The following is a 23,508-nucleotide window of genomic DNA, read 5'->3' on the forward strand; positions in this document are numbered from 1 at the left end:
ATCATTTCCACTTAGGCTGAGATGGTACGGGCATCCCGTCTAACTTTAGGGTGAATTTTCCCATTCAGCAGTCAGATCCCGGAAGTTGTATTGATTAGCGCCAGGGTGACAGGTGACGCAACTAGAGAGTTTTACGGGCTGGGGCAGTTCGACGCGAGGATGAAGTGCTTTTAAATAGCGAGATTCTGTAACCCGATAGGGCACGGTTTCTTTTTCTAGTTGGGGACGAGAGTAAGTCCTCACGTAATCCCAAATCAGTAAAAGTGAGGGAGTGATGATGCGCGGCAACTGCGTCCCGTAATGTTGGTGCGTTTCTTGCAGCAGATTTTTCCAGGTTTCCATCGGCAGAACGGCTGGGGGGACGGCAATGTGACAGGTGGAACAGTTATCCACGTAAAGTTGCTGTCCCAATTCGAGGCGACTGATAACCGGATCGACGGTACCCATTATTTCTGTCGCTGTGTTGGCAGTGGTTGGGGACATTTGGGCAATGGGGACTTTGCTCTGAACGTCCATCGCCATTGCCATTCCCCATCCCAGGATGATGCTCCAGACTAAGAGCAGCAAAAACAAAGTAAAAAGCGATCGCTTGCGGATGCCCTTAGGCGCGGCTTCTCGCCCAGGGAAAGAGCGGGAGCGGGTTTTTGACCGGACAAGCTTTGGCATAACGGATGCTTGGGTAATGGGTAATGGGTCGTGGGTTGTGGTTTGTGAGTTACACCGACTACCTGCTACCTACTACCTACTACCAAAAGACAACTGACAAGGGACAAAAGTCTATGGAATCGGAATCGAGCGCAGCAGACGCTCCACAATCGTCTTAGCACGGCGACCGCCCGATGGAATGAGACGATGGGAAAGGACGTGAGGTGCCAGGAACTTCACATCATCGGGAATAGCATAATCCCGCCCTTCCAAAAAAGCCAGTGCTTGGGTACTTCGCTGCAAGGCAACGGTACCGCGAGGACTGGCACCGAGCGTAATTTCTTCATCTTCCCTCGTCGCCCGCACCAAGTCGAGAATGTACTGTTGCAAAGACGCCTCTACCTTCACGCCGCCACACAGACGCCTTAACTCCAGCACGTCTTCCAGGGAAATACAGGGCTGTAAATCTTCTACCCTAACGCCTTCAGCGAGCCGTTGCAGCATTTGGAGTTCTTCTTGCTCGCTGGGATAGCCCAAAGTTAAGGAAACCGTGAAGCGATCCATTTGGGCTTCTGGCAAGGGAAACGTCCCCTGATACTCAATTGGATTCTGAGTTGCGATCGCAAAAAACGGATTGGGTACGGTGCGAGAAACCCCATCAACGGTGACTTGTCGCTCTTCCATCACTTCTAATAAAGCAGATTGGGTGCGGGGGGTGGCACGGTTAATTTCGTCTGCCAGCAGCACGTTGGCAAACACGGGTCCCGGCAGAAATTCAAACTCGCGTCCGGCGGGATTCCAGATATTCGTGCCGGTGATATCAGTGGGCAAAAGATCCGGAGTACATTGAATGCGTTGAAACTTTCCGTCAATCGAGCGTGCCAGCGATTTAGCCAACAGGGTTTTACCAACGCCAGGGACATCTTCCAACAGGGCGTGACCACCGGAAAGGAGGGCTACTAGCACTAAGCGAATGGCATCTGCTTTGCCGACAACTGTGCGACCCAGATTTTGCGTCAGCTGCTCAATACGTTGTCTCATAGTCGTTATTTTTTCGTCATTCGTCAGTAGTGAATTCGTCCATTGTCCGTCGTCTGTTGTCTGTTGTCTGCCAACAGTGACAATGACTGATGACGATTGAGTATGGACGAATGAGACCGCTTAGCCATTCACGCTTAAAAAGGCTCTTGCTGCCTCGCAGTCTGCCTGTATTTGTATCTCACCTCACTCTATTGCAGTCCTCAGTCCTCAACCCTCACTCTTTGGCTCCTCACTCTTCGACTCCTCAGTCCTCAGTCCTCAGTCCTCAGTCCTCAGTCCTCAGTCCTCAGTCCTCAGTCCTAAATAAGGCTCTTGCTGCCTCGCAGTCTACCTGTATTTGCGTCTTAAGCGCGTCCAGGGAAGCAAATTTTTGTTCGGGGCGCAAAAACTGTTCCAAGCTCACAGTTAAGGTCTTTCCATATAAATCTCCGACCCAATCTAACAGGTGAACTTCTACGGTGGAGGTGGTACCGTCTACCGTGGGGCGATTGCCAATATTCATCACGCCGATGCCCTCTATTGGCAAGGAACAACCATCCGCCGCTACTTTGGCTTCCCCATTCCCTGTTTCTGTTTGCCCGGTGGCTTCCGAACCATCCTCGGTTTCGCTATAAACTCTGACACAATAAACGCCCTGTCGGGGTAAAAACTTTTCTGAAGGAAGTTGTAGGTTGGCGGTAGGAAATCCGATGGTTCTGCCTAGTTGTTGTCCTTTCACGACTAATCCAGTGAGAGTGTAAGGACGCCCTAGTAGCCGGTTTGCCTGCTCTAAGTCTCCTTCTTGGAGCGCCTGACGGATGACTGAACTGCTAATCCGTTCGCCCTCACAGGTTTGCAACGGCACTAAGATAACATTGATGCCATAAGAGTGCGCGATCGCTTTTAAGTCCGCCCCCGTACCCGCTCTTTGGCACCCAAAGCGAAAATCCTCTCCGACACTCACACTTTGCGCTCTGAGTTGTCCCACCAAAATCTTTTCTACAAACTGCTGCGGACTCAAAGCAGCCAGTTCCCTGTCAAAAGGCAACAGCACCAGCTGTTCCACACCCAATGCCTCTAGTTGTCGGACTTTTTCGGGTCGGGGTGTTAGCAGTCCTCGGCGTTGACCTGTAAAAAACTCTCGCGGATGCGGATTAAACGTCACCACTGTAGCGATGGGATGTTCGTTGGAACTGAGAATTTTCGTCTCAGGCGACCGTCCCGTGTCCTCACTTTGGCTTTGCCAATGGTATTCTAACCGCCGATGCAGGGACGATGGAGGAAGCGTTGGTACACCTGGAACGTCAGAAGCCTTCAAAATTGGTTTGACGACCTGTTGATGCCCGCGATGCACACCGTCAAAGTTTCCCAAGGCAACAGCGGTTGGTTTTAGAGCAGTGTCAGGAGAAGAAGTTACCCACACGCTTTACATTTTTACATAATTTAGTCGTTCGTCATTAGTCATTAAGGATTAGCCAATGACCAATTTAGGCAGAAACGCCCGCTTCTTGGACAGCGATCGCATTTGGCAGATGATTCTGTGGCACTAGCTGAATTGACAAGCCTTCCCGCGCCATTATCGCTTCGGGAAACTCTTGCGCCACCTGTTCGCCAACCCGATCGAGAAAATCATCATTGTGCAGCGGATCGTGGTGGAAAATTACCAGTTTTTTCACATTCGCGGCACGAGCTACTTTCACGGCTTCCTGCCAGGTCGAATGTCCCCAACCTACTTTAGAAGATTTGGGTGAGTCGTATTCCTCATCCGTGTAGGTAGCATCATAAATCAGGACATCTGCATTCCGAGCCAGCCACAAAACTTTTTCATCCATGCGAGTCGGGGAGTGTTCTGTATCGGTCACGTAGGCGGCAGCGCAACCCCGCCAGTTGACGCGGTATCCCACAGCTTCCCCAGGATGGTTTAACAGGGCATTTTCGACTGTAATTTCTCCAATTTGTACCTTTTGCCCGATTGGCAAATCGTAGAATTTCAAATCGGCTCCCATGATTTGTAAAGGCACGGGAAAATTTGGGTGGAGCATTTGGTCGCGCAGGCGCTGCTCAATCGTCGAACCGTTCGGAGCAACCGTTCCATGAATATGAAACCGATTCCCCTTAATAAAAGCAGGAACAAAGAAAGGAAACCCTTGAATGTGGTCCCAGTGGGAGTGGGTGAAGAACATATAAGCTTCCACCGGCATTTGAGATAGCAGGGATTGCCCTAATACTCGTAGGCCAGTGCCGCCATCGAAAATCAGGCGTTCACCACCCACTCTCATCTCAACACAAGGCGTATTGCCGCCATACCGGACTGTCTCCGGCCCCGGACAGGCGATACTTCCTCTTACTCCCCAAAAGTGAATTGTGAATAGGTTTTGCATGCTAGACATGGGTGTTGCCTGTAGGATTCCGATCGCGGGTCATCAAAAAGGTTTTACTGATTGTTCATATAGTTTGATGCCAGAAGCCTGCACGAGATTGGGACCGTGCTTGCTTGAGGAAAGTCCAGCCAATCTCAAAAAGCCTTGGTTGCTCAACCAGGCTCAACAATTCAGCGGCTGACGTAGAGAGTGATCCGGCAGAAGACCCTATTCTTCTATTTGAGTATGACTCAAAACTGCTCCCTGGCATAATTACAGATGCCGCTTTTGCAAGCGTTTTTTACGGAAACTTTTTAAGTTACGCTATTGCCTCTGGTAGGACACGCATCCAAACTAGGAGGACGCTAGCTTTTGGATTAATTTAAAAAGCTTAGCAGTTTAGTCGTAAAAACGTCTGGCACTTGTGCAACAGTAATCTGTGATCTAGCTCACCTTCAAAATATAAACAAGTCGCTAGAGGATAAAACTTGCCTTGTGTAGACAGATGAAGTTGCACACCTGGAGAGCAAAATTTCCTAAGAGGAGCAGATTATCTCTCCCTCTCTATATCGATCTTACCAAGTCTGAGTCTAGATTGCCTGCCGCTTAGTTGAGTGAAACTTTTTTAGTAAGAGTTGATTGAGAATCACAACGCTCTCCTGAACTCGTTGCCGACATATGGATTGAGGGCGATTGAGGGCGTTCTTTGGGAATGCAGCTCATCTATATCAGAATCAGAATCAGAGCAAAATATAAAGCCATCAAAAAAGCGCTTTTTGTAAAGGGCACTCTGGTACTCAGGTGCTTTCATCAGTCACCTCTTCCACTTCTGGTGTCACTGATTATCTAGCGTGCGCCTAGAAGGTCTGGTTCCTCAACAGCCTTCGTGAGCCTGGTATACGCATCCGCATTCGGCAAGGAAAGATATCTACCCGCTACCAGCCTCTGCCAGGTCTTGTAAGCTCTGAATCATTGTATTTATTGCTTGCCTAGTCCGAGGGGCACCTAGCTTGCTACTACGATTGCCTTTAACAAGATTGCTCAAGTCGATAGCAAGACAATAGCCCTTCTCCGTTGAGTACACGCTGGAGAGGCGAACAATATATTTGTCCGAACATCAGCCTTGCAGGGAATACCAGCGAGAACCGCTATAACTGCGCTGTCTCATCCCACTTTAGATTTTGGATTTCAGGTTTTGGATAGCACAAGTCTTGTCAGCAAGGGCTTTCAGCAATTTACCTGTGGCGACATTCAGGTGAAGTGGTCTCAGAACTTGCTTGAAGCGTTGTTTATTTTAGCTAAACCGAATCTCTGTATAGCAGTAATACCACTTCAGGGCTTCGCATACTTACCCTTGAGAAGGCTGCTTACCTTCGGTAAATACTCAAAGCAAGCAGGATTGATTTCGCGACTAGCTAAATCAATCCGTATTGATATCAGTGCCAAAAAGCATTTACTTATAATTTTGGCGATAAAGTAACCTGCCTAAAATATTCAACCTCGTATTTTAATTCGGTAAATACTTATAAAGGCTTTTTTAGGATTTGTATTACCTAAATAAGTGCGTAGTTCTGCTGAAGACGTTACCCCTATAAATGTGGAACACTTAATATTGAAGCTCGATTTTTTGCGGTAATTGCAAAACCTTGAATTCTGCAATTACAGGCTAAAATGATTGGCCGGCAAAGGTTTCAGGTTAAGGTTATCAGTTTAAAGCGTAGTACCTCTTATAGGTAAGTGCCTAGCGAAATGCTCCGGCTTCAGCAAAAATTTACTCAAAGATTGAGTTTAAATAAAGATACGAAGAAGTTTTAAAAAATCGATAGACAAGCAAAAAAATACTCTCTACAGTAGATGTAACAGCAAAGGAAACATAATTAGTTTTCAGAAAAATCAGGGGAAATCTACAGGTTCAAGGCATTTCATTGATGTTTAAACATCCTGTGATATACAACCTTGCACTGTAGTGCAAAGATCGCAGATTCCATAACGCAACTTCAGTTCACTCTTAAATTGGTAAAGGTTTTAATTACAATGAAAAGGACAATCCCAACTCTATTTAGTTATTCCTTCGTGGCTGCTGGTGTTGCGATCGCATCTTCTGCATTTTCCCCAGCCCATGCTGCCTCTATGACTTTTAGCGCCTCTCCCTTCACAGGTTCTGCGGCGAAGGTCAACTTTACTTTGGATGACACCGCAGCAGGCGCAGGCAAAGTTCAGTTTACAATTGGTGTTGACACGAAGGTATCGTTTGCCGACCTACGTGGAGTCTTCTTCAACATTCTTGATAACTCGCTCCTAAGCGGTCTGAGCGTAGTTGGTCAGAACCAAACAGGTAAAAACGAATTAATAACCACGACTGCCTATAACACCAGCGGCAACCTTAGCACTGTTGGTCAAGCTAATTTGAATGGCGATGGAGGCAATCACTCATTTGAATTTGGTATAGAAATTGGTGACACAGGTTTGAAGGGCGGTAAGGACGACTTTCAAACGGCCGTTTTTACCCTGTCCCATGCCACAACAGCTTTAACCCTTGCTCAGTTTTATGGTCAGGACTTCGGAGTGCGCGTGATGAGCGTAGGCACCGGAAATAGTCGTGAGGGAAGCAGCAAACTAATCGCAACCGCTCCCCCAGCACCCGCGCCAGCACCAGCACCCGCGCCAGCACCCGCGCCAGCACCCGCGCCAGCACCCGCGCCAGCACCCGCGCCAGCACCCGCGCCAGCACCCGCGCCAGCTCCGGCACCAGCCCCGGCACCTGCTCCAGCTCCGGCCCCAGCTCCGGCACCAGCCCCAGCACCTGCTCCAGCTCCGGCCCCAGCACCTGCTCCAGCTCCGGCCCCAGCTCCGGCACCAGCTCCAGCACCTGCTCCAGCTCCGGCCCCAGCTCCAGCTCCGGCACCTGCTCCAGCTCCGGCCCCAGCTCCAGCTCCAGCCCCAGCACCAACACCAGGTGGCACCACTGGCGTCGATTACAGCAATGGCGGTACGGGGATTGACTACGGTTCCGGCTCTAACGGCACCGGCGGCGGCACTAAGAGTAACCCTAGACCAGTACCCGAACCCAGTACAGTGGGCGCACTCATGCTGACAAGTTTTGCAGCCATGCGGTTTGGCAAAAGACGGAAGACAAACGCACAGTAGCGTTAAGAGCTAGTTAAGCGACTGTTTTACCTTCTGTAGAGATACATATTTCAAAAAGAGCTTCTCACTTACGATACGGTGAGAAGCTTTTGCTCAGGGTGAATTTACTTCAAGCCAAAAATCTCAATGCGATAGGTATGTGAAAGTAGGAAAACTTATGGAAACATCTGTTGAAGTCAAAGAGATAAAAGTCAAACTTCTCTTGGCAGGGGGACATCAATACACTGTCTTTCTAAAGTCAGACGCCCCTATGCTAGAAAATCTGTTAAAAACTGTTGTGGCTCGCTCTTATAAGCAAGAAGATGGTTTTTATGGGTTGTTCCAGATTCCGATTGATGAGGGTCGCGCTTCTCTGTGTTTTCCAAGCGAACATCTGGTTGGTGTAGTTACTGAACCCTCTGTTTTTGTGATGCAAGAGGAACTTAAACCTCAACCAACGGATGTTTTAGCTTCTCCCTACGTGCAAATTGACAATTTTCTGACTCAAGAGGAACACAAACAACTACTCGACTATGTGTTTAAAAAAGAGCCAGCCTTTGTACCTACCAGCATTTCAACCGATGCGACTGATTATCGTCGGTCTATGGCTCTCTACTCTTTCCCTGAGTTTTCAGAACGGATAGTCAATCGCCTGCGAGCAATTTTACCGGATATATTTAGTAAATTAGGGATTCCATCATTTCCTGTATCTCAAATTGAGTCACAATTAACCTCTCACAATGATGGAAATTACTACAAAGTTCACAATGATAATGGTAGTCCTGATACTGCTACCAGAGAATTAACCTATGTTTACTACTTTTACCGAGAACCCAAAGCTTTCTCTGGTGGAGAGCTACTAATTTATGACAGCAAGATTGAAAATAACTTTTACGTGAAGGCTGATTCCTTTAAAACAGTTGAGCCTCGTAATAATAGCATTGTGCTTTTTCTCAGTCGTTATATGCATGAAGTATTACCTGTGCAATGTCCCTCAAAAGCCTTCGCAGATAGTCGCTTTACGATTAACGGATGGGTTCGACGTTGATATTTTTGCGCCTTCAGCTAGATTTTCTTTCTCTAGCTTCAGCGCTAAGCAATATTCAATGGCTATTTTCCCTTAAGGATTGATTTTTGGGAAACTTCCACAAGAAGCTCTCCGCTTTGATTAAGCGGGGAGCTTTTTAGGATGGAGCGGGACTTCCGGTACGGGACGTGCTAACTAAGCAAGCCAAGATTTTCAGTAAACTTTACTCGGAAAACAAAATATAGATGGGTTTGACTAGACTAAGATCAAGAAAAATTACTTAATATTTGAGGACAAGATGGCTCCTAAAGTGGAAATTTATACCTGGAGCAGCTGCCCCTTCTGCATCCGTGCCAAGGCTTTGCTCGATAAAAAAGGGGTTGATTATATCGAATACTGCATTGATGGGGATGAGGCGGCACGGGCGGAGATGGCAAAACGTTCAAGTGGGCGGCGTTCCGTACCTCAAGTTTTTATCAACGATCGGCATATTGGGGGGTGCGATGATACCTATGCGCTAGAAGCTCAAGGTAAGCTCGATCCACTCCTGCAATCAGCATAGTCATTTGTCCTGAGTGGCTGTTTGCGGACAACGGACAGCGAACAACGGGCAGCGAACAGCGGACAATGGACAAAAGACAAAAAGCTGATAGCTAACATGAAACTTGCTTTTATTATTGACCCCATCGAACGCCTAGATCCCGGTCACGATACCAGTGTGGCGCTGATGGAAGCAGCACAAGCACTGGGACACGAAGTTTGGATTACTCAGGCGAATTTATTGAGTGTGGGGGATGGCAAGGCTTGGGCGTTGCTGGAGCCGGTGCAACTGACGCCGGTGCAGCTGGTGGAAGGACGCTGGGTGGCGGAGTCGCGGTGGTTTTCTGTAGGCGATCGCGTCTTGCAACCGCTGGAGGCAATGGACGCGGTTTTCATGCGAACAGATCCGCCAGTGACCGTTCCTTACCTCTACGCCACCTACATTCTGGACTATATCGATCCAGCGAAAACCTTGGTCATCAACGCCCCCAATGGGTTGCGGGCGGCAAATGAGAAGATGTACGCACTCCAGTTTAAGGAGGCGATTCCGGAAACGATTGTCAGTGCGGATAAGCAGGTGATCCGGCAGTTTTTAGAGGCCAAAGGGGCAGCAATCCTGAAGCCGTTAGGAAATAAGGCAGGGGAAGGGATTTTATTTTTAGATCCGAGCGATCGCAACTTTAATTCCCTGATAGAACTCAGTACCCTTCAGGCACGAGTTCCGGTGATGGTGCAAACTTACTTACCTGCCGCTAAGGAGGGAGACAAGCGAATTATCCTGCTCAATGGCGAACCGATTGGAGCCGTGAATCGCATTCCTACAGGGAAGGAATTTCGCGGCAATATGGCAGTCGGGGGTAGAGTCGCTCAGACGGAAATTACCCAACGAGAGCGCGAAATCTGCGCCCAACTGGCTCCTACACTGCAACGGGATGGTTTAATTTTTGTTGGGATTGATGTGATTGGCGGCTACCTCACGGAAGTGAATGTCACCAGTCCTACTGGCATCCGGGAAATTGATCGACTTGATGGCACCCGTCTCGGCTATCAAGTGATTGAATGGGTGGAAAAGTTTAGCTCGGAAAACCCTGCATGACATTCAGCAATTCAGCCCAAGCATCGAATCCGATTGGCGTGGCAGTGGTAGGGACTGGATTTGGTCAGAAAATCCACATCCCAGGATTCAAGGCACATCCGCGTACTCAGGTGGTTGCCGTTTACAACCGGGATTTGGATAAAGCGAGAGCGATCGCTTCTGCCCAGAATATCCCCCATGCTTGCGACACCCTAGAAAAAATCGTCGCTTTGCCAGATGTCGCCGCTGTCAGTATTTCAACGCCGCCCTTTTTGCACTATGAAATGGCGAAGACGGTGTTGCAAGCTGGGAAGCATCTATTATTAGAAAAACCCACAGCCCTGTCAGCGACTGAGGCACGTCAGTTGTATCAGTGGGCGAGAGAAAAGGGCGCGATCGCTACCCTCGATTTTGAATTTCGCTTTGTCCCCGCATGGCAGCGATTTGCGGAACTTTTAGCAGAAGGGTATGTGGGGCAACAGCGCCTGATCAAGATTGATTGGCTGGTGTCGAGTCGTGCCGATGCCACGCGCCCGTGGAACTGGTATTCTCGGAAAGACCAGGGAGGAGGAGCATTGGGAGCCGTCGGTTCTCACGCTTTTGATTACATTCGCTGGTTGTTTGCACCCGTGCGGCGACTGTGTGCCCAGCTGATTACAGGAATCTCTGTTCGTCCAGACTCGAACACGGGTGAAATGAAGCCGGTGGATGCGGATGATACGTGTATGCTGATGCTGGAACTGGCGGATGGGACGCCTTGCCAACTGTGTATCAGTTCGGTGGTTTATGCATCCCGGACGCACGGGATCGAAGTCTATGGCGATCGCGGTACGTTAGTCTTAGGCAGTGAAAATCAGAAAGATTACGTACATGGTTTTCGCCTCTGGGCGGCACCTGCGGGTAAACCGCTCGCTGAAGTAGAAATTCCGCATCGGCTGGCGTTTCCCCAAACCTATACGGATGGGCGTCTGGCACCCTTTATCCGAGTTGTAGACAACTGGGTGCAAGCAATTGACGCCGGGAAAGCGATCGCGCCATCGCTGCGAGAGGGAGTTTATTCCCAGCTGTTAATGGATTTAGCCCATGAATCCCATCAGACGGGTTGCTGGGTGGATGTGCCAAGTTTGGACACTTTCCTGGCCAGTCGCTCATAGCGACAGTCAACGTAGGAGATTAAGCTTCAAATACAGTTAAGTTAACGTTTTGAGGCAACCTATTTGCACCCCCTTCGCCTCCTGAAAAAGGAGATTTTTTTCTCATCGCCCCCAATTTATCAGCGGGTTGGGGGATCTTCTTTCAAATACTGATTTATCTAAACGTATTTAACCCGAACCGGATCGCGTTGCAACTTTGCCATTTGCCTCGCGACTGAGTTAGATTAAAACATCTTTTCAACCGCTTTTCCTCAGGGTGGGCAGCAATGTTACCTGTCGCAGTTTTCGTCTGTCTTGGCTGGATCGTGTCTGTTTGTATACACGAGTTTGGTCATGCGGTAGTTGCTTATTGGGGCGGGGATACCTCAGTTAAAGATAAGGGGTATTTGACCCTGAATCCCCTCAAATATACCGATCCAACTTTGAGTTTGGTTCTGCCCGTCGTCTTTCTTCTCATCGGTGGGATTGCCTTACCGGGTGCCGCAGTTTACATCAATCAAAGCCAATTACGCAATCGTTGGTGGAAAAGTGCTGTCTCCGCAGCGGGTCCCATCGCTAGTGTAATCGTGACTTTATTGCTCACGATTCCCTTTTGGCTGGGTTGGGTGACGCCATTCAGCGAACACTGGATTGGACCAGCTTTAGCATTCCTAATTATTCTACAAATTTCCGTTATTCAGTTCAACTTTCTGCCAATTCCGCCGCTGGATGGTTATGGCATTATCGAGCCGTGGTTGCCGAATCAAACTCAAATTAAACTGAGAAAGCTGAGCAAATATGGAATTATTGCCCTCTTCATTCTGCTCTCATTCGTAAAACCGTTAAATCTGCTTTTTTGGAAATCAGCTTTTACAATTGGGGCACTGCTTGGTGTTCCAATGGAATTGGTATGGAAGGGATACGCATCTTTCAACGCAGATTCTGGCATTTTATTAGTAGCAGCAATTGGTGTTTTTTTACTAATTCGCAGAGTAATGAGTCCGCATCATGCTTGTTACGAAAAAGGCAATCAGCTACTTAAATCTCAACAGTACGAAGAAGCGATCGCTTCCTATGACAAAGCCATTAAACTAAAACACGATTTTTGGGAAGCGTGGCATCACCGAGCCTGGGCGTTAGGAAGCCTACAACGGTATAAAGAAGCGATCGCTTCCTACGAGCAAGCAATTGTCCTCAAACCAGATAACCCCGCTATCTGGACTGACTGGAGTGGGGCACTCGCTGCATTGCAACGATACGAAGAAGCGATCGCCTGTTGTGACAGAGCCATCGAAATCAATCCTCACTACCCTTATGCTTGGTATAACAAAGCTTGCTTCTGTGCCCTACAAGGCAAAGCTTCTTTAGCGCTTGATGCTCTAGAACAGGCAATTAATCTCGATCCCAATACATTTAAAACCTATGCCAAAAATGAATCAAGTTTTTATCGAATTTGGCAACATGAGCGGTTCAAAAAAATGATTGGTGAATTGTAGCTAGTAGGATAATAGCCATTGCCTACCTTGCTGCTAACTAATGAGCCGCTAAAAATGATCTGGCATCCACGGTTCGGGACTGGCAAAGAGCAGCATGGCGGTCAATAAAGAATCGGCATCCCCTTCAATTTTTCCAATCGTTTGTAACTGATGAGCTGTCAGTAACCCTGTGAATAAAGGTGATAAGCCTCGCACATCTAACCGTAATTCACCGCGTCCGCCTCTTGTCACTTCACCGCGTCCGCCGGAAACTGCCAAAACAAATTTTCCATTGTTATCGGGCAATACATTATCTTGAATTTCAAGATGCAATTCGGCTTCTAACCCAATCGGATAGCCGCGCATTGATAGTGCTTTTGGCACATCAACGACTCGCACCAACCATCGTTCTAAATGGGCAATTTTGTAAGTTTGTTCTGTGAGTAAAGACAAAAGCGGGTCTCCTGCCTGACCTTGCCAAATCACCTTGTCTGCAAGAGAACGGTGATCGGCAAAGAAAGTCCACAAACGACGTGCTGCTGCTGGTGTTAATGCCACCATGTCTCTGACTTCAAGGTGATAGCTTGTGTCGCCCCTCTTTTGGCTGAAAATGATGTAACCTTCTGCTTTGTCTTCAAAGCCAATCCGGTAGGCGTAAATCACGTCTTCTGGGGACTCGACAATGCCTTGCCAAATGGCTTGGTGGCGATCCAAGTTGCCACTGGAAGCGATCGCTCGTTGACGGTAGAGTTCGTGAAATTCGTGGTGAGTCGCTTCCACGCGCTGCATCGGCAATGTGCGATCTTTTAGCAAAATCGTATCTGTCGGCACCGTCAAACGACAATAGTTCCCAGCTTGTTCGTAACCCACTTTCCGATAAAGGGCGCTGGTAGAGGCGTAGAGCGTCGATAGGGGAATTCCCTTGGCGTGACACTCCTTAACAATATTAGTCATCAGCGCCGCTGCTACCCCTGTGCCTCGATGCTCTGGCGCAATGCCCACGGCGGCAATTCCGGCGATAGGTACGCGAGAACCTCCGAACCACTGACCCATGTTGAAAATGCCTAAGCCCCCAGCCGCCTGCCCTCCTTGGCGGATGACGCGGAAGTTCTCCAAACCAATCCGATTCAAATACATCTGCCAGCTATCTGGCGGTGAATTGAAACACTGGGTTAATATTTGCCCAAGCTGTTTAGCTTCTTCAGGGTTAGAAATCGTGCCGAATTCAAAGTTAGTTGTCATATTAGGCTGCTAATTGCTGATTAATTTTTTACGATCAGCCATAGTCATCTGCGTCTGTGAAATCGAAGCGAACCGAAGGTCGTCCTTGGAGGACATCGCGTTCTGGATGAACTGCCTGAAACTTCATCCTATTCTCTGCCACGATGGGATTGAACTCACGCGCCACCACCTCCCGATAGGTAGAATCGTGACATCAGGGTTGCATCGCCACCGCCATACCAATGCCTATTTCTCGTGTGCCTGCTAGCGATCGCAGTGAAATAGTCGCCGTGTTTGCTGGTTTCGTAATCGCACCGTGCCCAAGAAAAAGCATCAAAACTGTAGCCGTCACAAGCATTAAAGCTAATAAAAATTGGCGTTTCATGCTTGAATTCTACAGAGAAAATTGAGGGGCACATTTATCATAGACTCAACCAGATGTTGCATCTTCTACCTATGAGCTGTTGCCTCAACCCTGATTGTCAGAATCCTCTAAATCCTGATACGACAAAGTTTTGCCGAAGTTGCGGGGCAAAACTCATGCCGTTGCTGAGAGGACACTATCGCATTATCCAGCTTATTTCCAATGAGGGAGGATTTGGTAGAACTTATCTGGCAGAAGACATAGATAGGATGAATGAACCCTGCGTTGTCAAGCAATTTAGACCCCAAGTGCAGGGAACTGCGGCACTCAACAAGTCTATTCAACTGTTTAAACAAGAGGCAAAGCGTCTGCAAGAGATGGGACATCATCCGCAGATTCCTACGCTCTATGGCTATTTTGAAGAAGGAAATTATTTATATTTAGTGCAGCAGTTTATCGATGGGCAGGATTTATTGCAGGAGTTGGAACAACAAGGTGCTTTCAGTGAAAAACAAATTCGAGAGATGTTACTGGATATTTTACCTGTTCTCAAATTCGTTCATGACAAAAATGTAATTCACAGAGATATCAAACCCGAAAATATTATGCGTTGCCGCTTAACAAGGGGAGGAAAGCGGGAGCTAGTACTGATTGATTTTGGTGCAGCTAAGCAGTTAACAGCAATAAAGGCAACTCAACGAGGTACAAAAATTGGTTCTTTCGGATATACTTCCTACGAACAAATGCAAGGGGGTGAAGTTTATCCAGCTAGCGATTTATTTAGTCTAGGTGTAACTTGTTTTCATTTGCTAAGTAATGTCAATCCCCACTTATTATTTCTTGATTATGGCTACGATTGGGTTTGTCAGTGGCGGAAATACATAAAATATTCAATTAGTAGTAATTTGGTTAATATATTAGATAAGCTATTGCAAAAAAATGTTGATTGCCGCTACCATTCGGTAGACGAGGTTATTCATGATTTGATGCGGAGTCCGCAAAATTTAACGCCTAAAATATCTGTAGCGCCGCCTAGAAGTAATAACCCTTTTAAAATTACGTCTTCAGCGGTTACACTGGTTAGAAACAAATTTTTAAATCAAGTTTTAGCAGGTAGTACCACATTAATATTATTGTTATTTGGATATAGTTATTTTAAACACGCCAATCTAAATAATTTTTCAATTAGTAATCTAACGTTAAGTCCGAATCAACCAATTTTTAGAAAAAAATTTGCTTTAGCGAACACTTTAAAGGGACATTCAAAGTCGGTTGCTTCTGTCACCATCAGTCCAAATGGAGAGATGCTGGCTAGTGGGAGTTTAGACAACACGATTAAATTGTGGAATCTGAACACGGGCCAGGAAATTTACACTTTGAAGGGGCATTCAAAGTCAGTGGGTGCTGTTGCCATCAGTCCAGATGGACAAATTCTGGCTAGTGGCAGTTGGGACAACACGATTAGATTGTGGAACCTTAAAAAAGCAGATAAAGTTCGCACGTTAATCGGGCATTCGAGCCAGGTTGTTTCTGTCGTATTCAGTCCCAATGGAGAGATTTTAGCGAGTAGCAGTTTAGATAATACGATTAAATTATGGGATTTAAAAACAGGTCAGGAAATTCACAATTTAAGTGGGCATTCTAACTGGGTTGTTTCTATTGCTTTTAGCCCAGATGGACAGATGCTAGCGAGTGGCAGTTGGGATAATACGGTTAAATTGTGGAATTTGAATAATGGGCAGGAAATTCGCACGTTGCATGGGCATTCCAACTATGTTAATTCGGTTGCCTTTAGCCCAGATGGACAGATGCTAGCGAGTGGCAGTTGGGATAATACGGTTAAATTGTGGAATTTGAATAATGGGCAGGAAATTCGCACGTTGCATGGACATTTAAAAGCGGTTTATGCTGTCAGATTCAGCCCAGATATGCAAACCCTTGCCAGTGGTGGTATGGACGATACGATTAAATTGTGGAATCCAAACACTGGCAGGGAACTCTACACTCTTAAAGGACATTTTAACAACGTTGTTTCCCTGGCTTTCAGCCGCGATGGACGGACGCTGGCGAGTGGAAGTCAGGACTTTAGTATCAAAATTTGGCGAGTGCAGTAGCAATTTAAGACATTCGATTTGGGAATGGTAAGGGTAGCGATCGCGCTTAAGATTGCTGATACCTCATCCCCGGCAATTGCGACACTAACCCCATAAGTTCTAACTGCAACAGCGCACTGGAGACTGAGTTAGCTGGCTTACCCGTTTGCTGCACAATTAAATCAAAAGCCGTCGGTTCTGAAGAAATGGCTTGCCAAATTTGTTTGAGTTCTGGTTCTAAGTCTGGTATGGGAGGCTGATTAAATAAGTCTAGCTGTTGCACTGGATCGAGTTTTGGAATCGCTCCCAGCATCTCTAATAAATGATTTTCATCCAGAAAAGGTGTCGCTCCCTTACTAATTAATTTTAAGCACCCCAGCGACTGCCGATCGTCCAACCTTGCAGGCAAAGCATAGACATCTCGACAGAATTCATTGGCATAATCAGCAGTAATTAATGAACCGGATCTCGTAGGCGCTTCCATTACCAGCACCGCACGACTCAACCCGGCGATAATCCGATTGCGGGGGGGAAAGTGTTCGCGCTTCGGTTGGGTGCCAGCCGGATACTCACTCAGCGCTAACCCGCGATCGCATATTTGTTCGTATAGGGACTTGTTGCGCCAAGGATAGACAACATCCACGCCAGTACCAAAAACTGCCAGCGTCCGTCCCCCAGCTTCTATACAAACGCGATGCGCTTCCGTATCAATGCCATCTGCCATGCCGGAAACAACCGTGAAGCCGCTTTTCGTCAATGCAGCAGTGATTTTGCCAGTCCAGCGTCTGCCATATTCAGAGGGTTGGCGAGTACCGACAATGCCAATCGTTGGCGTAATGCCATGATTTTCTTTGAGTTGCACTTTGCCGCGATAATACAGCACTGGCGGTGGGGTAGGCGTCTCTAGAAGTAAGCGGGGATAATCAGCATCTGCTGGCGTCCAGAAACAGGGATTTTTTACCAAGTGTTCTTCTAAAAATTGTTGGGGATGCAGGCGCGATCGCTTCTCTATCACCCCCTCAACCGTTTGACGCCCAAACCCCTCCACCTCCCTCAAGGCGGCTGGATTGGCTTTCCAGGCTTCACTGAGCGTGCCAAAATGCTGGTGCAAGCGCCTGAGCAAAATAGGGCCAATTCCAGGGATTTGCGACCATGCTAGCCAGAAGGCACGTTCTTCCATAAGATATAGGGCGTTTAATCGCTTTCCTCAAGCCTTCGCCGAATGCTGTTGTTTGAGATAGACAAACACTGACTTATCACCAATATCCGGTGGAATTTCTTGGACAACCTTACGCAAGGCAAAGATGACAAATAGAATTGCCCAAACTGCCAATAATCCCCGTTCTACTGACACTGGCAATACACCCGTCAGGTGTCCCAACAGTAACATTGGCAGCAAAGGCGTGAGAACTTTAGTTTCCAGACGGTTGAAGCAAAAGGCTTCTTTGAAGTAAATCCCCGTTAATGCTGCAAAGGTGAAGCCGACTCCAAAAAGGGTTATTGGGTGATTGTAGACATATAGGGCAAGAGGTTCGCTACTTTGCAGCGCCAACACTGTCGCTGATAAAACACCAATTGCCCAAAAAGCTTGAAGGAGCCTGTGTAGCGGTTCTAGGTAAATATGGATTGTAAATAAACTGACGCCCAATGCCAAACAAAAACAAGCGTACAGTGGGGTCAGGAGTGACAATCCCATGTTTGTCTTTAGCACCAGAAAGCTACCTAAAGCAAAGCTTAAAGCCGCTACCATTAAGCCGCTACGGTAAACGATCACTCCAGTGCGATCGCTCTCGGTTATCGTAAATTCTCCAAACTGACCTTGATAAACTGCCGAATCTGACGCATTTAACTGAGTCATAAAACCTATCCGAAAATTGCTATACAATATCAGCGATGCGGATGTATAAATCCCGATTAGGAATTGAATTAATCCAGATGAAGAAGCACCTCATCTCCCCAGTCTAGTTGCAGTTGCGACTGAGCATTGCCTCCATTGACGGCAATTTCGACCCAACCGTGACTGCCAATTAAAGCGATCGCTTCTCCGGTTGGACTGTCGCTATAAGTCTGGCAACTGGGTAGCCTAAATCCCACAACCACAGACCAAATTTTTCCTTGGACGAAGGTACCTGGAATATTTGTAATTAAGTTGCCAAAGCGATCGATATACTGAATGCAACCCGTGATACCCGCCTCTGTCTGGGTGCATTCAGGGATGGGCAGTTGAACTAAGCTGGCTAAATCGATAGCGTCTCCCAGTTGTTCTAGAGGGACGCCGCTGGCAAGATGGGCACCTACGGGGGCAAAGATATCTCGACCGTGAAACGTTGAACTGGCTTCGCTTGCGCGCCAATAGTCGGGGTTCGTGAGTTCGACGGCGGCAATTTCTGGTAAGGACGGAAAAACCCCACTATTACTCAGAATGCCACTAAATAGCCCGTTATCGGGTCCCACCAGGAAACCATCTGCAAGTTTAACTGCGATCGCTCTGCGGCTACTCCCCACTCCCGGATCGACAACAGCAATATGCACTGTCCCTTTTGGGAAATAAGGGTAGGCATTCATTAAACAAAATCTTGCGGCTGTAAGATTCTGAGGGGGAATCTCATGAGTGAGATCCACCACCGTCAGCGTCGGGTTGATTTGGGCGATCGCGCCTTTCATCACCCCTACATAAACATCACTTAAGCCAAAATCGCTCGTCAGAGTAACGATCCGGTTGTCATACATCTTTGTTAAGAAGGATTCTTTGTGCCAAGCGCGGGTGCGATGCTGTTGATGCGGCCAGAACGCGCGATGGTTTGAACGTCTTTTTTGAACGTTTTCAGAGTCTAGCTTACCTTCAGCAAGGGCGATCGCTCCCAGACCCTAATTCGTTCCACAGCCTCAACCCTTAACGCTAGCTAACAAACTATGAATATTCTGTAACAAAAACTACCATTTTTTGGGTATTTAGGTTATATTAGATAAGTAGCAGATACCTCAAGTCGCTTAAAAAAAATGTCCATTATGAACGGAAGACGCCAAGATAACCAGAAAAATGCGGCTGCGGCTCACCGCGAAAATATTCAAAAAAGCTTGCAGCATCGTCTAGAAATTGCCAGAGCCAAAGGTGACGAAGCTTTGATTCGCCAGTTGGAAGCGGAAGCCAACTACTTCCACTAAACCTGAATTAAGCAATACTCTCAGTCTCAAATACCGAGCCTTCGGAGTCTGCTGTTTCCGTGCAAGTATACTGGGGCAAAACCGCCACAAATGCCATGCTATGCACGTTAATTAAATAAAACAAAAGGGGATGCCGCTAGTAAACGGCATCCCCTTTTTGATTAGAGCGTCTATCGATTCAGATCCCCGACTTCCCTAAGAAGTCGGGGATCTCGCGTTCACGAATCATTTAGAATTGCTATACGGTAATGGGTCATTGGAGAAAGGGAGAGAATTCTTCATAGCTTCCCGGTTCCTCCTAGCGACCGCCCACCACGACATTTTTAATTCGCAGATGGGGACCCCCCACACTCACGGGTAGCGGCATTTGTCCGCCTTTCCCGCACCCGCCATTAATATAGATGGAGTCGTTCCCAATCGCCTCAATATCTTTAAGCGTTTGGAAGACATTGCCAGTCAGACTGACATCAGTCACTCTTTCAGCTATCTTGCCATTGCGAATCATATAGCCTTCAGCAGCGGCAAAGGTAAACATCTCGCCGTTGGTTTGTCCGCCAAGCATCCGCACCGCATAGACGCCTTCCTCGATATCCCCAATCATGTCATCGAAGGAGTGTTCCCCTGCTTCAATGCCGGTATTGGTCATCCGCACCAACGGAGGATAAGTCGCGTTGAGTGCCCTAGCGTTGCCGGTGGGAGCTTCGTGCAGCTTGCCAGCAGTTTCGCGGTTATGCAAGCGCTGGGTGAGGATGCCGTCTTTAATTAAATATTTGCGCTGGGCCGGGACGCCTTCATCGTCATACTTGAGAGAACCAGGTAAATCGGGCATCGTGGCATCATCAACCACATTCAGTTGCTTGATGGCTAAGGGTTTGCCTAGAGTTAGCAATTCCTGCATCCGGGGGTTTTCGTAGACAAAATCTGCTTCTGAAAGATGTCCGAAGGCTTCGTGAATGAAGACACCCGCAAGGTATGGGTCGAGAACGACCGTATATTGTCCTCCTTTCACTGATTTTGCTTCCAACTGACCGACAGCACGTTTGGCGGCTCCCAGTACCTGGTCTTCAATTCCTTCGAGAATGTTATAGTCGGTGCGGGAATGCACAGATTCAAAGCCTTGGCGAGGGGCAGAACCTTCATCACGAGCGATCGCCCCAAACCGACCCGACACATCCAACCGTTCTTGGGCAATACAGGTGCCGAGAGAATTGGCAAAATAGGTGATGCCGAAGCGATCGCGCAAATTCACCATTGTCGTTTGAATTCGGGGGTCAAAATCTAGCAGCAGTTGGTTATATCCCTCCAATAACCGCCGCTTTTCTGCCAGAGAAACCCCACGTGGATCGCGCCCGATTTCCACCGCCACATAATCTTGAATGGGTTCCACTGGCGCTAGCATCGTCGTTTCTTTTCCGACCAGATGCGCTTGAGCAACCGCTTCTTCAATCCGGTCTTTCAACTCGGCTAAACCATTGAAAGTGACAAAACTCCAGCCGCCCTTGTGGCAAGCGCGAATGCCCCCAGCCAGGGTAAAGTTACGATCTACGGCATCCAGCTGATGACCGCGAAAGGAGATAGAGGTAGACTCACTTTGTTCTAAGCGAATTTCTAGATAATCTACCGCTGTGCGATAAGGAGCGATCTCTGCCTGCAACCGATCTTGCATAGAAGTTTCCACTTTTTAATCCTTTTATTTAGCCCCTGATAGGGATTCTAGGCGATTGTTAGGGCAGGCTGCTTAAATCGATTGGCACTGGATTATTGCTTAATTTGTACTAAACCGAAGGTGAAATCAGATTAATTATCGGATTTCTCCCTTCAGTTAAAAATTTGTCTATATTTACCTTTGCAACATCTAGCTCAGCGGATTATGGTTGCAAGGAGAAAACATCTCGCATTTTGAACCCCTAAACCGCCGTATTATGTCCCAAACTCGGCTTTGGCGATACTTAGCCAGCGTCGCCATACTGACTGCCATCTACATTGGTGCAGCAAAACTATCACTGGCGCTTCCGGTGTTGAATAAGTACGTAACGCCGGTTTGGCCTCCGGCGGGGATTACCCAAGGCGTGCTGTTTATCGGGGGGCGAAAGCTTTGGCCTGGAGTCGTGCTAGGTGAATTTTTATTTGCCAAAGTAGTTCTGCACGTACCCCTATCTGTTGCCATTGCTGGCAGCTTGGCTACCACCTTGCAGGCTCTAGTCGGGGTCACGTTGCTTCGTTCGATTCGTTTGCGCCCCTCTCTGGATCGCCTGCGAGATGTTTTCGGTTTTCTCGGCTTGTCTGTGATGCTGTCTACTCTAGTCGCTTCCACTCTGGGTTTGACGACTCTTTGCTGGGCAAATCTTATCCCTTGGAGCGACTATGCGACGACGTGGTGGACGTGGTGGTTAGGAGATGGCATGGCAGTTTTAGTGTTAGTCCCGGCGATCTTGACTTGGAGTGTCCTTCCTCGCTTAGACACAAGACGAGAGCGAATCATCGAGGCGATGCTTTTGCTGACTTTGCTTGCAACCGTCACCCAGTCAGTTTTCTTCGCCAAAACTGCTACAGCGATCGCTCACTATCCCCTTGCCTACTTGCCCTTCCCTTTGGTCGCTTGGGCAGCCCTCCGATTTAATCAGCAAGGCGCTGTACTGGCAACTCTACTTGTCTCCTGCATTGCTATCTGGGGCACCGCCTTGGGGGATGGGCCGTTTGCGGCAGTTGCCATTAATACCGACCAAGCTTTGCAATTTTTACAAGCCTTCATGGGCGTTATCGCAGTCACTGCTTTGGTTTTGGGGGCGGCGGTTGCGGAACGCGCCTCAGCTGAAGCGTCACTACGCGCTAGCGAAGCCAGTCTCGCCAACGCCCAACGGATCGCCCATCTCGGTAACTGGGATTTAGACTTGGTTAAACAACAACTGCGATGGTCGGATGAACTTTATCGCATCTTGGGTTTTTCACCAGCAGAATTTGAGCCAAGTATGGAACGATTCCTGACATCCGTTCACCCAGATGACCGAGAACGGGTCAGAGAATTGATAGACGCCGCATCGTATTTCAAGCAAGCCTTCAGCACTGACTTTGGAGTTGTTTTATCCGATCGTTCTGAGCGCATTGTCCACGGCACTGGCAAAATTATTCAGGAGCAAGGAGGGAAAGCCGCTCGACTCATCGGCACGATTCAAGACGTTACAGAACAAAAAAGAATCGAGCAAGCACTGCTGCAATCGGAAGCTCAATTACTCGAACTTGCCCACAATCTCGATCGGAAAGTAACCGAAAGAACTCTGGAGTTAGAAGAAAAGAATAATGAACTCGCGCGATCGCTCACCTCGCTCAAACTAGCCCAACAACAATTAATTCAAGCTGAAAAAATGTCGAGCTTGGGGCAATTAGTAGCAGGAATTGCTCATGAAATTAATAACCCCATTAACTTTATTACTGGCAATATTAGCCATATTACTGCTTATATTCAAGACCTCCTCGACATCCTGAACCTTTACCAGCAAAATTATCCCACCCTACCCCCGGCGATTCAAGCGTATAGCGAAACGGTTGAACTGGACTTTGTGATTGAGGATTTACCGAATCTTCTAGAGTCCATGAAAACGGGTGCAGAACGTATCCGTCAGATTGTGATATCCTTACGCAGCTTCTCCCGTCTGGATGAAGCCGATATGAAGCCGGTGGATATTCATGAAGGCATCGATAGTACGTTGCTGATTTTACAGCGTCGCCTGAAAGCGCGTCCGGGACATCCAGGCATCGAAGTGGTTAAAAATTACGGTGACTTACCCCTCGTGGAGTGCTATCCGAAACAACTCAATCAGGTGTTTCTCAACCTGCTTAGTAATGCCATTGATGCCTTAGAAGAAAGAATGAAAGAGGAAGAAAAGGTCAAGGATGAAATTACCCTTTCAGGATTTTCACCTCAGCCGTTTGCGATCGCCCTCACCACCCAAATTTTGTCACCCACTCAGGTGCAGATTGAAATTTCCGACAATGGCATCGGCATGACTCCGGAAGTCAAAAACCATATTTTTGAACCATTTTTTACCACCAAACAAGTCGGCAAAGGCACCGGCTTAGGTTTATCGACTTGCTATCAAATTGTGGTAGAAAATCATCGGGGACAGCTCATCTGTCTATCGCAGCCAGGATTAGGGGCAACATTCCAGATCGTCATCCCCCTGCGGCAGAGTGGTCATCGCGAAACCAGTGGTTATACTGGTAGCTTCAATGAAAATGTGAACTAAAACTGCTGATTCAACAATCA

The 23,508-nt window shown here is 47.8% G+C and carries 21 protein-coding genes and 1 pseudogene; 10 read left to right on the forward strand and 12 right to left on the reverse strand.

The genetic code is table 11. The annotated features are described in order from the left end of the window. Positions 1-45: 45 nt before the first annotated feature. The 5 genes from NC997_RS08540 to NC997_RS08560 form a co-directional block, all read right to left on the reverse strand. Entirely contained in the window at positions 46-666 is a 621-nt protein-coding gene (locus NC997_RS08540) for a diheme cytochrome C (protein WP_190414083.1), read from the reverse strand. Positions 667-777: 111 nt separating this feature from the next. Further along, on the reverse strand, positions 778-1,686 hold the full coding sequence (locus tag NC997_RS08545) for a MoxR family ATPase (protein WP_190414084.1): 909 nt from the start codon (positions 1,684-1,686) through the stop codon (positions 778-780). A 286-nt stretch (positions 1,687-1,972) separates the two neighbouring features. Beyond that, positions 1,973-3,088 (reverse strand): bifunctional riboflavin kinase/FAD synthetase, encoded by a 1,116-nt coding sequence (locus NC997_RS08550; protein WP_190527352.1) that lies wholly within the window; start codon positions 3,086-3,088, stop codon positions 1,973-1,975. 64 nt (positions 3,089-3,152) lie between these two features. Continuing rightward, positions 3,153-4,055 (reverse strand): MBL fold metallo-hydrolase, encoded by a 903-nt coding sequence (locus NC997_RS08555; protein ID WP_190414088.1) that lies wholly within the window; start codon positions 4,053-4,055, stop codon positions 3,153-3,155. A 616-nt stretch (positions 4,056-4,671) separates the two neighbouring features. Then, positions 4,672-4,836 carry a hypothetical protein gene (locus NC997_RS08560; protein ID WP_348257777.1) on the reverse strand — a complete coding sequence of 55 codons (165 nt, stop codon included), beginning with the start codon at positions 4,834-4,836 and terminating at the stop codon, positions 4,672-4,674. 312 nt (positions 4,837-5,148) lie between these two features. On the opposite strand from NC997_RS08560, the gene NC997_RS08565 reads away from it, so the two are divergent. The 7 genes from NC997_RS08565 (at position 5,149) to NC997_RS08595 (ending at position 12,422) form a co-directional block, all read left to right on the forward strand. After that, positions 5,149-5,505, forward strand: a complete 357-nt coding sequence (locus NC997_RS08565; RefSeq protein WP_348257778.1) for a hypothetical protein — start codon at positions 5,149-5,151, stop codon at positions 5,503-5,505. A gap of 554 nt (positions 5,506-6,059) precedes the next feature. Then, on the forward strand, positions 6,060-7,172 hold the full coding sequence (locus tag NC997_RS08570; protein WP_190527354.1) for a PEP-CTERM sorting domain-containing protein: 1,113 nt from the start codon (positions 6,060-6,062) through the stop codon (positions 7,170-7,172). A 157-nt stretch (positions 7,173-7,329) separates the two neighbouring features. Next, positions 7,330-8,199, forward strand: a complete 870-nt coding sequence (locus NC997_RS08575) for a 2OG-Fe(II) oxygenase (protein WP_190414094.1) — start codon at positions 7,330-7,332, stop codon at positions 8,197-8,199. A 277-nt stretch (positions 8,200-8,476) separates the two neighbouring features. After that, a complete protein-coding gene (gene grxC, locus NC997_RS08580) occupies positions 8,477-8,740 on the forward strand; it encodes a glutaredoxin 3 (RefSeq protein ID WP_190414096.1) in 264 nt (87 codons plus the stop codon). A gap of 96 nt (positions 8,741-8,836) precedes the next feature. Next, positions 8,837-9,814: a glutathione synthase gene (gene gshB, locus NC997_RS08585; protein WP_190527560.1), complete on the forward strand. Its 978-nt coding sequence runs from the start codon at positions 8,837-8,839 to the stop codon at positions 9,812-9,814. After that, positions 9,811-10,947: a Gfo/Idh/MocA family oxidoreductase gene (locus NC997_RS08590; RefSeq protein WP_190527357.1), complete on the forward strand. Its 1,137-nt coding sequence runs from the start codon at positions 9,811-9,813 to the stop codon at positions 10,945-10,947. Before gshB ends, NC997_RS08590 begins: the two co-directional genes overlap by 4 nt. A 266-nt stretch (positions 10,948-11,213) precedes the next feature. Continuing rightward, positions 11,214-12,422: a tetratricopeptide repeat protein gene (locus NC997_RS08595; protein ID WP_190527359.1), complete on the forward strand. Its 1,209-nt coding sequence runs from the start codon at positions 11,214-11,216 to the stop codon at positions 12,420-12,422. Positions 12,423-12,470: 48 nt separating this feature from the next. Here NC997_RS08595 and NC997_RS08600 read toward each other — a convergent pair whose 3' ends face one another. From NC997_RS08600 to NC997_RS08610, 3 genes and pseudogenes are all read right to left on the reverse strand, one after another. Beyond that, complete coding sequence (locus NC997_RS08600) at positions 12,471-13,643, reverse strand: GNAT family N-acetyltransferase (RefSeq protein ID WP_190527361.1); 1,173 nt, start codon at positions 13,641-13,643, stop codon at positions 12,471-12,473. A gap of 34 nt (positions 13,644-13,677) precedes the next feature. Beyond that, positions 13,678-13,815: pseudogene (locus NC997_RS08605) on the reverse strand (endo-1,4-beta-xylanase); the annotation flags it as partial. Positions 13,816-13,836: 21 nt separating this feature from the next. Next, positions 13,837-14,007: a hypothetical protein gene (locus tag NC997_RS08610; protein WP_190527365.1), complete on the reverse strand. Its 171-nt coding sequence runs from the start codon at positions 14,005-14,007 to the stop codon at positions 13,837-13,839. A gap of 71 nt (positions 14,008-14,078) precedes the next feature. Here NC997_RS08610 and NC997_RS08615 point away from each other — a divergent pair, with 71 nt between their 5' ends. Next, on the forward strand, positions 14,079-16,100 hold the full coding sequence (locus tag NC997_RS08615; protein ID WP_190527367.1) for a serine/threonine-protein kinase: 2,022 nt from the start codon (positions 14,079-14,081) through the stop codon (positions 16,098-16,100). Positions 16,101-16,146: 46 nt separating this feature from the next. On the opposite strand, the gene dprA is transcribed toward NC997_RS08615, so the two are convergent. From dprA to NC997_RS08630, 3 genes are all read right to left on the reverse strand, one after another. Beyond that, the gene (gene dprA, locus NC997_RS08620) at positions 16,147-17,259 is read right to left on the reverse strand and encodes a DNA-processing protein DprA (RefSeq protein WP_190527369.1); all 1,113 of its coding nucleotides are present in this window, start codon (positions 17,257-17,259) and stop codon (positions 16,147-16,149) included. A 27-nt stretch (positions 17,260-17,286) separates the two neighbouring features. Then, positions 17,287-17,937 (reverse strand): DUF2301 domain-containing membrane protein, encoded by a 651-nt coding sequence (locus tag NC997_RS08625; protein ID WP_190527371.1) that lies wholly within the window; start codon positions 17,935-17,937, stop codon positions 17,287-17,289. A 68-nt stretch (positions 17,938-18,005) separates the two neighbouring features. After that, positions 18,006-18,809: an SAM-dependent chlorinase/fluorinase gene (locus NC997_RS08630; protein WP_190527374.1), complete on the reverse strand. Its 804-nt coding sequence runs from the start codon at positions 18,807-18,809 to the stop codon at positions 18,006-18,008. Between the two features lie 270 nt (positions 18,810-19,079). Here NC997_RS08630 and NC997_RS08635 point away from each other — a divergent pair, with 270 nt between their 5' ends. Beyond that, positions 19,080-19,244, forward strand: a complete 165-nt coding sequence (locus tag NC997_RS08635; RefSeq protein ID WP_190427042.1) for a hypothetical protein — start codon at positions 19,080-19,082, stop codon at positions 19,242-19,244. Positions 19,245-19,542: 298 nt separating this feature from the next. Here the strand turns inward: NC997_RS08635 and NC997_RS08640 are convergent, their stop codons facing one another. After that, positions 19,543-20,910: a TldD/PmbA family protein gene (locus tag NC997_RS08640; RefSeq protein ID WP_190527376.1), complete on the reverse strand. Its 1,368-nt coding sequence runs from the start codon at positions 20,908-20,910 to the stop codon at positions 19,543-19,545. Positions 20,911-21,166: 256 nt separating this feature from the next. Here NC997_RS08640 and NC997_RS08645 point away from each other — a divergent pair, with 256 nt between their 5' ends. Beyond that, positions 21,167-23,488: an MASE1 domain-containing protein gene (locus NC997_RS08645; protein ID WP_190527378.1), complete on the forward strand. Its 2,322-nt coding sequence runs from the start codon at positions 21,167-21,169 to the stop codon at positions 23,486-23,488. Positions 23,489-23,508 lie beyond the last annotated feature (20 nt).

The sequence above is a fragment of the Trichocoleus sp. DQ-A2 genome, assembly GCF_039961915.1.
In the GTDB taxonomy this organism is placed as follows: Bacteria; Cyanobacteriota; Cyanobacteriia; order Cyanobacteriales; family FACHB-T130; genus FACHB-T130.